Source organism: Mitsuaria sp. RG (genome assembly GCF_028369275.1).
GTDB classification, from domain to species: Bacteria; Pseudomonadota; Gammaproteobacteria; order Pseudomonadales; family Pseudomonadaceae; genus Aquipseudomonas; species Aquipseudomonas peradeniyensis.
The window spans coordinates 53317-65363 of sequence record NZ_JAQMYQ010000017.1; the positions used below are offsets into that span (position 1 = coordinate 53317).

Genomic DNA, 12047 nt, shown 5'->3' on the forward strand with positions numbered 1-12047 from the left:
GGTTATGCAAGTTAAGCGTTTTTTCGCCGCCGATATGCGTCAGGCCATGAAGCTGGTCCGGGATGAGCTCGGCTCCGACGCCGCCATCATCGGCAACCGCCGCATCGCTGGCGGTGTCGAACTGACGGCCGCGCTGGACTACAAGCTGTCCGCCCTGGCCCCACGCGTGCCCAATGCGGAGCTCGAGGACGAGTTGCGCAAGACGCAGTCGCGCATCGTCACCGCCCAGGCCGAACTGACCGGGCGCGGTGATGCCGTCGAAGGCGGCAACCGGCAATTGTTTGCCGGCCAGTCGCTGACTGCGTCCGAGCCGTTGATCGAACCGCATGTCGATGAGCCGGCGGTAGCCGTTGCGCCTGCTGCGGCCCCCGTCGATCCGCGTCTGTTCGATGCCATGCGCTCCGAGCTGACCGGCCTGCGCGAGCTGCTGGAAGTCCAGCTCGGTTCGCTCGCCTGGAGCCAGCTGCAGGGCAGCAAGCCACAGCAGGCCAACCTCTGGCGCCGTCTGCAGCGCCTCGGCCTGTCCGGCGGACTGGCCCGCGAGCTGCTTGACCTCACCGCCGAGATCGAAGACCCGCGTCATGCCTGGCGCATGGTCCTGGCGCATCTGGCGCGGATGATCGACGTACCCGAGATCGAGCCGATCGAGGAGGGCGGGGTCATCGCCATGGTCGGCCCGGCCGGCATGGGCAAGACCACCACCCTGGCCAAGCTGGCCGCCCGCTACGTGCTCAAGTACGGCGCGAACAACCTGGCGCTGGTCAGCATGGACAGCTTCCGCATCGGCGCCCAGGAGCAGCTCAAGACCCTGGGGCGCATCCTCAACGTGCCGGTCACCTATGTCGACCCGGGCGAGTCGCTGGCCCAGGCGCTGGAACCACTGCTGCGCAAGCGCGTGGTGCTGATCGACACCGCCGGCCTGCAGGCCAGCGACCCGGCGCTGCGCATGCAGCTCGAGACCCTGGCCGGGCGCGGCATCGCCGCCAAGAATTACCTGGTGCTGGCAACCACCAGCCAGAAGCAGGTGCTCACCGCCGCCTACCACAGCTACAAGCGCTGCGGCCTGGCCGGTTGCATCCTGACCAAGCTCGATGAAACGGCATGCCTCGGCGAAGTGCTGAGCCTTGCCATCAGTCATGAACTGCCGGTGGCCTATCTGACCGATGGGCCGCGCATTCCTGACGACCTGCAACTGCCGCGCAAGCACCAACTGGTGAGTCGCGCGGTCAGCGTGCAGTTGCAGGACGAGCCCAGCGACGAGGCCATGGCCGACATGTTCGCTGATCTCTACCACAACCCTGGCAAGCGTGCGGGTTGAGGGTGAATACTGTGCAAAGTACCTACATCATGGGGTTGCCCGGCCGGACCGTGGCCTTGAACGTTCAGCCCCTCATGTGGCCTGGGTCCAAGCGAGACAAGGTAAAGAACAGACATGGGTAGCATGCATCCCGTACAGGTGATCGCCGTGACCGGTGGCAAAGGTGGCGTCGGCAAGACTAACGTTTCAGTGAACCTGTCCCTGGCGCTGGCCGAACTCGGCCGCCGGGTCATGTTGCTGGACGCCGACCTGGGCCTGGCCAATGTCGACGTTCTGCTGGGGCTCACGCCCAAGCGCACCCTGGCCGACGTCATCGAAGGCCGCTGCGAGCTGCGCGATGTGCTGCTGCAGGGCCCCGGCGGCGTGCGTATCGTCCCGGCGGCTTCCGGCACCCAGAGCATGGTGCACCTGGCGCCCGCCCAGCACGCCGGCCTGATCCAGGCCTTCAGCGAGATCGGCGACAACCTCGACGTACTGGTGATCGACACTGCTGCGGGTATTGGTGACTCGGTGGTCAGCTTTGTCCGCGCGGCCCAGGAAGTGTTGCTGGTGGTGTGTGACGAGCCCACCTCGATCACCGACGCCTACGCCCTGATCAAGCTGCTCAACCGCGACTACGGGATGAATCGGTTCCGCGTGCTGGCCAACATGGCCCAGAGCCCGCAGGAAGGGCGCAACCTGTTCGCCAAGTTGACCAAGGTCACCGACCGCTTCCTCGACGTCGCCCTACAATACGTTGGCGCCGTGCCGTACGACGAGTGTGTGCGCAAGGCCGTGCAGAAGCAGCGGGCGGTCTACGAGGCCTTCCCGCGCTCCAAGTGCGCGCTGGCGTTCAAGGCCATCGCGCAGAAGGTCGACAGCTGGCCGTTGCCTGCCAACCCGCGCGGGCACCTGGAATTCTTCGTCGAGCGCCTGGTGCAGCCCACCAGTGCAGGGCCAGTGTTATGAACGCGAGTGGTTTCAAGATGTACAGCAAGGCCGCCAAGGACGCTCAGTACGAGCTGATCGAACGCTACGCGCCACTGGTCAAGCGTATCGCCTACCACCTGCTGGCGCGCCTGCCAGCCAACGTCCAGGTCGAGGACCTGATCCAGGCCGGGATGATCGGCCTGCTGGAAGTGGCCAACAAATACGATGCCAGCAAGGGCGCCAGTTTCGAGACCTATGCCGGTATCCGCATCCGCGGCGCCATGCTCGACGAGGTGCGCAAGGGTGACTGGGCGCCACGCTCGGTGCACCGCAACACGCGCATGGTCAGCGACGCGATTCGCTGCGTTGAAGCAAAGACGGGGCGCGACGCTAAAGATCACGAGGTTGCTGCCGAACTCCAATTGAGTCTCGATGATTACTACGGGATTTTGAACGACACCCTGGGCAGTCGCCTGTTCAGTTTCGACGACCTGCTGCAGGACGGCGAACACGAGGGGCTGCACGAGGATGGCGCCAGCAACCAGCTGGAGCCGGCGCGGGACCTGGAGGACGAGCGCTTCCAGGCCGCATTGGCCGAGGCGATCGCCAACCTGCCGGAACGCGAGCGCCTGGTGCTGGCGCTGTACTACGACGAAGAGCTGAACCTCAAGGAAATTGGTGAGGTGCTGGGGGTCAGCGAATCGCGTGTCAGCCAGTTGCACAGCCAGTGCGCGGCACGTCTGCGCAGTCGCCTGGGTGAATGGCGGGCGCGTTGAGCCAAGGTTCGATGCAGTCGTTTTTTTGTGGTGCCGAATTGATTGAGTGCGCGCTCGGCGCCGAGCGCGTTTAAGACTGCTTGGAGGTCTAATTGAACAAAGACATGAAAATCCTCATCGTTGACGACTTCTCGACGATGCGGCGGATCATCAAGAACCTGTTGCGTGATCTGGGTTTCACCAACGTCAAGGAAGCCGATGACGGCAACACGGCACTGCCGATGCTCACCAGTGAGCACTTTGACTTCCTGGTAACCGACTGGAACATGCCGGGCATGACCGGTATCGACCTGCTGCGCGCGGTCCGTGCCGACGAGCGCCTCAAGCACCTGCCGGTGTTGATGGTCACCGCCGAAGCCAAGCGCGAGCAGATCATCGAAGCTGCCCAGGCCGGCGTAAACGGCTATGTGGTCAAGCCTTTCACCGCCCTGGCGCTGAAAGAAAAGATCGAGAAGATCTTCGAACGCGTCAACGGCTGAGTCACGTCTGGGGGGCGCAATGGAGTCAACCAACAACTCTTTGGGTGAGTTTGAATCAACCCTGAAGAAGCATGCCCAGGAGCTGGTCGAGAGCCTCGAGCGCGGCCGGTTCGGTGATGCGGTGCAGCTGATCCACCAACTGAACCAGACCCGCGACCGCGGGCTGTACCAGGAGGTCGGCAAGCTCACCCGTGAACTGCACAGTGCAATCGTCAACTTCCAGATCGACCCGTCCATGCCGCAGGCCGAGGAAGTGTCGCAGATTACCGACGCCGCCGAACGCCTCTCCTACGTGGTTCGCCTCACCGAAGGTGCGGCCAACCGCACCATGGACCTGGCGGAGGCGTGCACCCCGGTGCTCAACGACCTCGCCGCCGAGGCCCAGAGCCTGTCCGCCGACTGGCAGCGCTTCATGCGCCGCGAGGTGGCAGCGCCGGAATTCCGTGAGCTGGTCAAGCGTGTGGACAGTTTCCTGGCGCACAGCGCCGAAGGTAACCAGAAGGTCGCCGGCCATCTCAACGATATCGTCCTGGCCCAGGATTATCAGGATCTCACCGGCCAGGTGATCAAACGGGTGACCGCGCTGGTCACCGAAGTCGAAAGCAATCTGCTCAAGCTCGTGCTGATGGCAAGCCAGGTCGACCGCTTTGCCGGGATCGAACATGACCACCAGCAGCTGCGCGCTGAAAAAGATCAAGAAAAACATCCGACTCGGGGTGAAGGTCCGCAGATTCATGCCGATAAGCGTGAAGACGTCGTGTCCAGCCAGGACGATGTCGACGATCTGTTGTCCAGCCTGGGTTTTTAAGGAGCACGTTTAATGAGCTTCGGCGCCGATGAAGAAATCCTTCAGGATTTCCTGGTAGAAGCCGGCGAAATCCTCGAGCAACTGTCCGAGCAATTGGTCGAGCTGGAAAGCCGGCCCGATGATGCGGACCTGCTCAACGCGATTTTCCGCGGTTTCCACACTGTAAAAGGGGGCGCCGGCTTCCTTCAGCTCAATGAGTTGGTGGAGTGCTGCCACATTGCCGAGAACGTGTTCGACATTCTGCGCAAAGGTGAGCGCCGGGTTGACGCGGAACTGATGGACGTGGTGCTCGAGGCCCTCGACACGGTCAACAGCATGTTCGGCCAGGTGCGCGAACGTACCGATGTCACGCCGGCCACGCCGGAGCTGCTGGCGGCGCTGTCGCGCCTGGCCGAGCCCGGTGGCGCCGAAGCGCCGGCCCCGGTGGTCGAAGCCGCGCCCGTGGTTGAAGCTGCGGCTGCCGAGCCCGACATCACCGATACCGAGTTCGAGCAGCTGCTCGACTCGCTCGATGCGGTCAAGGCCGAAGCTCAGGCTCATGAGCAACTGCAGGGTGAAGAAATCAGCGGCGGTGGTGACGAGATCACCGATGCCGAGTTCGAGTCACTGCTTGACCAGCTGCACGGCAAGGGCCAGTTCTCGGCCGATGCCGCCGTCAGCGCGCCTGCGGCAGCCGCCCCGGCCAGCGATGAGATCACCGACGACGAGTTCGAATCGCTGCTCGACCAGTTGCACGGCAAAGGCACCTTCGCCGTCGACGCACTGCCAGGCGCCGCCGCGCCAGCGGCCAGCGCGGCATCCGCTGCGGGCGACGAGAGCATCAGCGAACACGAATTCGAGGCCCTGCTCGACCAGTTGCACGGCAAGGGCAAGTTCTCCGGTGACGCAGTCACCGCCGAAGCGCCTGCCGCTGCCGTTGCCGCACCTGTCGCGGCCAAGGCCGAGGTCAAACCAGTTGCCAAGCCGGCACCGGCCGCCGCGCCCGCCGCAGCTCCGGCTGCCGCCGCCAAGCCTGCCGCACCGGCCCGCGCTCCGGCGCCTGCCGCCGAGAAGCACGGCGCCAGCGAGGCGGAAACCACCGTGCGGGTCGATACCGCGCGCCTGGACGAGATCATGAACATGGTCGGCGAACTGGTGCTGGTGCGTAACCGACTGGTGCGCCTGGGGCTCAACAGCGGCGACGAGGCCATGTCCAAGGCCGTGTCCAACCTCGACGTGGTCACCGCCGACCTGCAGACCGCGGTCATGAAGACCCGCATGCAGCCGATCAAGAAAGTCTTCGGCCGCTTCCCGCGCCTGGTCCGCGACCTGGCCCGCCAGCTCAAGAAAGAGATCAACCTCGAGCTGGTCGGTGAAGAGACCGACCTCGACAAGAACCTGGTCGAGGCCCTGGCCGACCCGTTGGTGCACTTGGTGCGCAACGCCGTCGACCATGGCGTCGAGATGCCCGATGAGCGCGAGGCCTCTGGCAAGTCGCGCATGGGCCGGGTGGTGCTGTCCGCCGAGCAGGAGGGCGACCACATCCTGCTGTCGATCTCCGACGACGGCAAGGGCATGGACCCGAGCATCCTGCGCGCCAAGGCCGTGGAGAAGGGCCTGATGGACAAGGACGCGGCCGATCGCCTGAGCGAGTCGGACTGCTACAACCTGATCTTCGCCCCGGGCTTCTCGACCAAGACCGAGATCTCCGATGTATCCGGCCGTGGCGTCGGCATGGACGTGGTGAAGACCAAGATTTCCCAGCTCAACGGCTCGATCAACATCTTTTCGGCCAAGGGCCAGGGCTCGAAGATCGTCATCAAGGTGCCGCTGACCCTGGCGATCATGCCGACCCTGATGGTGATGCTGGGCAACCAGGCGTTCGCCTTCCCGCTGGTCAACGTCAACGAGATCTTCCACCTCGACCTGTCGCGCACCAACGTGGTCGACGGCCAGGAAGTGGTGATCGTGCGCGACAAGGCGCTGCCGCTGTTCTACCTCAAGCGCTGGCTGGTCCAGGACCACGAGCACGAGGAGCAGCACGAAGGCCATGTGGTGATCCTGTCGGTCGGCACCCAGCGCATCGGCTTCGTCGTCGACCAGCTGGTCGGCCAGGAAGAGGTGGTGATCAAGCCTCTGGGCAAGATGCTGCAGGGCACCCCGGGCATGTCCGGCGCGACCATCACCGGTGACGGCCGGATCGCGCTGATCCTCGACGTCCCGAGCATGCTCAAGCGTTACGCCGCCCGGCGTATTTGATTTCGGTGGCGCGCCCTGGCGGGTGCGCCGCCTAATGGAGTGTTTATGGCAGTCAAGGTCCTGGTGGTGGATGATTCCGGTTTCTTCCGCCGCCGTGTCTCGGAAATTCTCTCGGCGGACCCGACGATCCAGGTCGTGGGTACCGCGACCAACGGCAAGGAAGCGATCGACCAGGCGCTGGCGCTCAAGCCCGATGTCATTACCATGGACTATGAAATGCCCATGATGGACGGCATCACCGCGGTGCGGCACATCATGCAGCGCTGCCCGACGCCGGTGTTGATGTTCTCCTCGCTGACCCACGAAGGCGCCCGCGTCACCCTCGACGCCCTGGACGCCGGCGCGGTCGACTACCTGCCGAAGAACTTCGAGGACATCTCGCGCAACCCGGAAAAGGTCAAGCAGATGCTCTGCGAGAAGGTCCACACCATCTCGCGCAGCAATCGCCGTTTCAGCGCCTATTCCAGCCCGGCGCCGACTGCCGCGCCAGCTCCAGCCAGCAGTCATGCGCCGGCCAGCAGCTTCGCCAGCACCGCACCTGCGCGCACGACCGCCCCGGTGCGTACCGCGGCACCGGCCACCGCGCATTCGCCGGCGCCCAAGCGCAAGCCGTACAAGCTGGTCGCCATCGGCACCTCCACCGGTGGTCCGGTGGCGCTGCAGCGGGTGCTGACCCAGTTGCCTGCCGGATTCCCGGCGCCGATCGTGCTGATCCAGCACATGCCGGCGGCGTTCACCAAGGCCTTCGCCGAGCGCCTGGACAAACTGTGCAAGATCAGCGTCAAGGAAGCCGAAGACGGTGACGTGCTGCGTCCCGGCCTGGCGCTGCTGGCCCCGGGTGGCAAGCAGATGATGGTCGACGGTCGTGGCACGGTGAAGATCCTGCCGGGTGACGAGCGCCTGAACTACAAACCTTGCGTCGACATCACCTTCGGCTCCGCCGCCAAGTCCTATGGCGACAAGGTGCTCTCGGTGGTGCTCACCGGCATGGGCGCCGACGGTCGCGAAGGCGCGCGCCTGCTCAAGCAGGGTGGCAGCACCGTGTGGGCACAGGATGAAGCCAGCTGCGTGATCTATGGCATGCCCATGGCCATCGTCAAGGCCAACCTGGCCGATGCCGTGTACAGCCTGGACGAGATCGGCAAGCACCTGGTCGAGGCCTGCGTCTGATGGATGTGTTGAGCCTTATCGGCCTGATCCTCGCCTTTGTCGCCATTGTCGGCGGCAACTTCCTCGAGGGTGGCCACGTCGGTGCGCTGATCAACGGCCCGGCGGCATTGATCGTGCTGGGCGGTACCCTGGCAGCTGCGTTGCTGCAGTCGCCGCTGTCGTCGTTCAAGCGCGCGCTGCAGATCGTGCGCTGGATCTTCTTCCCGCCGCGGGTGGACCTGCCCGGTGGTATCGACCGGGTGGTGAACTGGAGCCTGACCGCACGCAAGGAAGGCCTGCTGGGGCTGGAGGGCGTGGCCGACGCCGAGCCCGATCCCTATGCACGCAAAGGCCTGCAGCTGTTGGTCGACGGCGCCGAGCCCGAGGCTATCCGCAGCATCCTTGAAGTCGACTTCCTGACCCAGGAGGCCCGCGACATACAGGCCGCCAAGGTGTTCGAGAGCATGGGCGGCTACGCGCCGACCATCGGCATCATCGGTGCGGTGATGGGCCTGATCCACGTGATGGGCAACCTGGCCGACCCGTCGCAGCTGGGCAACGGCATTGCCGTGGCCTTCGTCGCCACCATCTACGGCGTGGCCAGCGCCAACCTGATCCTGCTGCCGGTCGCCAACAAGCTCAAGGCCATCACCCTGCGGCAGTCGCGTTACCGCGAGATGCTGCTCGAAGGCCTGCTGTCGATCGCCGAAGGCGAGAACCCACGCTCGATCGAGCTGAAGCTGCAAGGCTTCATGGAGTAAGCCATGGCCCGTCGTCGCAAGATCGAAGAGCACGAGAACCACGAACGCTGGCTGGTCTCGTATGCCGACTTCATCACCCTGCTGTTCGCCTTCTTCGTGGTCATGTACTCGATCTCGTCGATCAACGAGGGCAAGTACAAGCAGATTTCCCAGGCACTGATCGGGGTATTCAACGACCCCGAGCGCAGCATGAAGCCGATCCCCATCGGTGACGAGCGGCCGTTGAGCGTCAAGCCCGCCGAGCCGCTGATCAAGGACAGCGAGCAGACCGATGCGGGCCTGGCCCAGACCAGCGCCGACCCGCTCAAGACCATCACCGACGATGTCCGCGACGCCTTTGGCGACCTGATCAAGTCCAACCAGATGACCGTGCGCGGCAACGAACTGTGGGTGGAGATCGAGCTCAACTCCTCGCTGCTGTTCGCCAGCGCCGACGCCATGCCCAGCGATGTCGCCTTCGAGATCATCGAGAAGGTGGCGAAGATCCTCAGGCCGTTCGCCAACCCGGTGCACGTCGAGGGCTTCACCGACAACCTGCCGATCCGCACCGCCCAGTACCCGACCAACTGGGAGCTGTCGTCGGCGCGGGCGGCGAGCATTGTCCGGCTGCTGGCCATGGAAGGGGTCAGCCCGGGGCGCATGGCCTCGGTGGGGTATGGCGAGTACCAGCCGGTGGCTGGCAACGACACCGCCGAAGGCCGTGCGCGCAACCGCCGGGTGGTGCTGGTGATCTCGCGCAACCTGGAGGTACGCCGCAGCCTGACCGGCAGCGGCAGCGCCAATGCCACCCCGGATGCGGCGATGCGCCGGGCTGGCACACAAAGTGCACCAGCCTCGCCAGCACCGTCGACCGGGGGCTGATTTCGTCAAATCCCCGTCACTGAATTTCACACCGTTCCCGGCAGGGCAGGCGGCCATACCGGGAGGAAGCAACGCACGATGAGAGTCTGGGCAGTAGCCAATCAAAAAGGTGGCGTCGGCAAGACCACCACCACCATCGCCCTGGCCGGCCTGCTGGCCGAGGCGGGCAAGCGCGTGGTCGTGGTCGACCTCGACCCGCACGGTTCGATGACCAGCTACTTCGGGCACAACCCCGATGCGCTCGAGCACAGTTGCTACGACCTGTTCCTGCACAAGGGCACGGTGCCCGAGGGCCTGCCGGGCCAATTGCTGCTGCCGACCAGCGACGAGCGTATTTCGCTGCTGCCGTCAAGCACTGCGCTGGCGGTGCTGGAGCGCCAGTCGCCGGGGCAGAGTGGCCTGGGCCTGGTGATCGCCAAGAGTCTGGCGCAGCTGTGGCAGGATTTCGACTTCGCCCTGATCGACAGCCCGCCCTTGCTGGGCGTGCTGATGGTCAACGCCCTGGCCGCCAGCCAGCAGCTGGTGATCCCGGTGCAGACCGAGTTCCTCGCGGTCAAGGGCCTGGAGCGCATGGTCAGCACCCTGGGCATGATCAACCGTTCGCGCAAGCAGGCGCTGCCCTACCAGATCGTGCCGACCCTGTTCGACCGCCGCACCCAGGCATCGCTGGGCACCTTGAAGGTGCTGCGTGACACCTATGGCGACCAGGTCTGGCAGGGCTACATTCCGGTGGACACGCGCCTGCGTGACGCCAGCCGCAATGGCGTCACGCCTTCGCAGTTCGACGGCAAGAGCCGTGGCGTGGTGGCCTACCGGGCGCTGCTCAAGCATATGCTCACCTACCGTTCCGCATTGCAGGTGGCGTGATGAACCAGGCACGGCACATCACCACCAAGCCACAGATGGCCTTGCAGTCCTATCTCGATGGGCTGTTGCAGGAGGCCACCGAGTCGTTCGAGCTGCCGGCGGAGCTGGAGGCACCTGTCGAGGAGCCTGTCGAGCAGGCCCCCAGCGATGACTTCGAAGCCGCGGTCCGCGAGGAACAGGCGCGAGACGCCCAGCGTCAGGTGGCCCCGGCCCTGCCTGCGGCGCGGCCCTTTGCCGAGCCGCAGGCGAAGGTCCTGCCGACCGTGCTGCCGCCTGCCGCGCCGGTGGTGGAACCGGTGGTCGCCGTGGTCGAGACCGAGGTGGTGGCTGAAGCCAGCATCCCGGTCCTGAGTGAAACCCAGGCCATCGAGCCCGTGGCGCCGCTGGTGGAGCTCAATGTGACGGTGGCACCCGCCGCGCCTACACCGCCGGCCAGCGTCGATGGCCGTCCGGATTGGGCCGCCGAACCGTTCGAATGCCTGCTGTTCGATGTCGCCGGGCTGACCCTGGCGGTACCGCTGGTGTGCCTGGGCTCGATCTATACACTGGCCGGGCAGGAGCTGACACCATTGTTCGGCCAGCCGGACTGGTTCCTCGGCATCCTCAGCTGCCAGGCGGGCAACCTCAAGGTGCTCGACACGGCCCGTTGGGTGATGCCGGATCGCTACCGCGACGACTTCCGCCAGGGCCTGCAGTACGTGATTTCGGTCCAGGGCTACGAGTGGGGGTTGGCCGTGCACCAGGTCAGCCGCTCGCTGCGCCTGGACCCGAACGAGATCAAGTGGCGCAGCCAGCGCGGCCAACGCCCGTGGCTGGCCGGCACGGTGATCGAACACATGTGCGCGTTGCTCGATGTCGCCGAACTGGCCGAGCTGATCGCCAGTGGCGCGGTCAAGCAGATGAACACCAAACACAACTGAATCAACGCCGCTACTGCCGCGGCAACACAGAGCACACCGCCGATGGCGGATTTTGAGGGCTAGGGGAATGAAAAAGTCGTCTGCACAAGGTTCCGAAGATCCGATCCTGCAGTGGGTAACCTTCCGTCTGGACAACGAGTCCTACGGCATCAACGTCATGCAGGTGCAGGAAGTCCTGCGCTACACCGAGATCGCTCCGGTTCCGGGCGCACCCAGCTACGTGCTGGGCATCATCAACCTGCGCGGCAACGTGGTGACGGTGATCGACACCCGCCAGCGCTTCGGCCTGATGCCGACCGAAGTCACCGACAACACCCGCATCGTCATCATCGAGGCGGACAAGCAGGTGGTCGGTATCCTGGTCGATAGCGTCGCCGAAGTGGTCTACCTGCGTCAGTCGGAGATCGAGACCGCACCGAACGTCGGCAACGAAGAGTCGGCCAAGTTCATCCAGGGCGTCTGCAACAAGAACGGCGAACTGTTGATCCTGGTCGAGCTGGACAAGATGATGACCGAGGAAGAGTGGTCCGAGCTGGAGAACATCTGAGTTGATCTTCGAGGTTGCTGTCATCTTCCTGGCGCTGCTCTGGGCGCTGAGCCTGTGGTTCTTCCTCAACTACAGCAAACGCCAGCGCGAGCTGGCCGCCCAGCAGGCCCAGGGCGATGCGCTGCGTGACCAGCGCATCAAGGACCTGGCCAAGCGCCTGGACGACTACCAGAACGGCACCGTGCGCATGGGCGAGGCGATCCATGAACTGCGCGCGGTGGTCGCGCCGTTGCCCGAGAAGCTCCAGCAACTGGAGCAGCGCGACCCCAACAGCGTCACCTTCGCCCAGGCCGCCAAGCTGGTGGGGATGGGCGCGAGCGTCGAGGAGCTGACCCAGACCTGCGGGTTGACCCAGGCCGAGGCGCAGTTGATGAGCAAGCTGCACCGCGGCGAGTGATGATCCGGGCGACGCAA

At 64.9% G+C, this 12047-nt stretch carries 13 protein-coding genes; all 13 read left to right on the top strand.

What is annotated here, in order from left to right:
* Window positions 1-4 precede the first annotated feature (4 nt).
* The 13 genes from flhF (at window position 5) to POF53_RS11915 (ending at window position 12030) form a co-directional block, all read left to right on the top strand.
* Window positions 5-1318: a flagellar biosynthesis GTPase FlhF gene (gene flhF / locus POF53_RS11855; RefSeq protein WP_498967819.1), complete on the top strand. Its 1314-nt coding sequence runs from the start codon at window positions 5-7 to the stop codon at window positions 1316-1318.
* A 114-nt stretch (window positions 1319-1432) separates the two neighbouring features.
* On the top strand, window positions 1433-2266 hold the full coding sequence (fleN, locus tag POF53_RS11860; RefSeq protein ID WP_016393812.1) for a flagellar synthesis regulator FleN: 834 nt from the start codon (window positions 1433-1435) through the stop codon (window positions 2264-2266).
* The gene (gene fliA / locus POF53_RS11865; protein ID WP_050706656.1) at window positions 2263-3003 is read left to right on the top strand and encodes an RNA polymerase sigma factor FliA; all 741 of its coding nucleotides are present in this window, start codon (window positions 2263-2265) and stop codon (window positions 3001-3003) included. Before fleN ends, fliA begins: the two co-directional genes overlap by 4 nt.
* Before the next feature lie 104 nt (window positions 3004-3107).
* On the top strand, window positions 3108-3482 hold the full coding sequence (locus POF53_RS11870) for a chemotaxis response regulator CheY (protein ID WP_023630863.1): 375 nt from the start codon (window positions 3108-3110) through the stop codon (window positions 3480-3482).
* 19 nt (window positions 3483-3501) lie between these two features.
* Complete coding sequence (locus POF53_RS11875) at window positions 3502-4290, top strand: protein phosphatase CheZ (protein WP_203651664.1); 789 nt, start codon at window positions 3502-3504, stop codon at window positions 4288-4290.
* Window positions 4291-4302: 12 nt separating this feature from the next.
* Window positions 4303-6528 (top strand): chemotaxis protein CheA, encoded by a 2226-nt coding sequence (locus POF53_RS11880; protein WP_203651666.1) that lies wholly within the window; start codon window positions 4303-4305, stop codon window positions 6526-6528.
* A gap of 45 nt (window positions 6529-6573) precedes the next feature.
* Entirely contained in the window at window positions 6574-7698 is a 1125-nt protein-coding gene (locus POF53_RS11885) for a protein-glutamate methylesterase/protein-glutamine glutaminase (protein WP_203651668.1), read from the top strand.
* Window positions 7698-8438, top strand: a complete 741-nt coding sequence (locus tag POF53_RS11890) for a flagellar motor protein (protein ID WP_186735477.1) — start codon at window positions 7698-7700, stop codon at window positions 8436-8438. Before POF53_RS11885 ends, POF53_RS11890 begins: the two co-directional genes overlap by 1 nt.
* Window positions 8439-8441: 3 nt before the next feature.
* Window positions 8442-9299: a flagellar motor protein MotD gene (gene motD, locus POF53_RS11895; RefSeq protein WP_203651670.1), complete on the top strand. Its 858-nt coding sequence runs from the start codon at window positions 8442-8444 to the stop codon at window positions 9297-9299.
* Between the two features lie 78 nt (window positions 9300-9377).
* Entirely contained in the window at window positions 9378-10166 is a 789-nt protein-coding gene (locus tag POF53_RS11900; protein WP_203651672.1) for a ParA family protein, read from the top strand.
* Entirely contained in the window at window positions 10166-11086 is a 921-nt protein-coding gene (locus tag POF53_RS11905) for a CheW domain-containing protein (protein ID WP_498967825.1), read from the top strand. Before POF53_RS11900 ends, POF53_RS11905 begins: the two co-directional genes overlap by 1 nt.
* A 67-nt stretch (window positions 11087-11153) precedes the next feature.
* A complete protein-coding gene (locus POF53_RS11910) occupies window positions 11154-11633 on the top strand; it encodes a chemotaxis protein CheW (RefSeq protein WP_003254393.1) in 480 nt (159 codons plus the stop codon).
* Window position 11634: 1 nt separating this feature from the next.
* On the top strand, window positions 11635-12030 hold the full coding sequence (locus POF53_RS11915; RefSeq protein WP_023630608.1) for a DUF2802 domain-containing protein: 396 nt from the start codon (window positions 11635-11637) through the stop codon (window positions 12028-12030).
* Window positions 12031-12047: the final 17 nt, after the last annotated feature.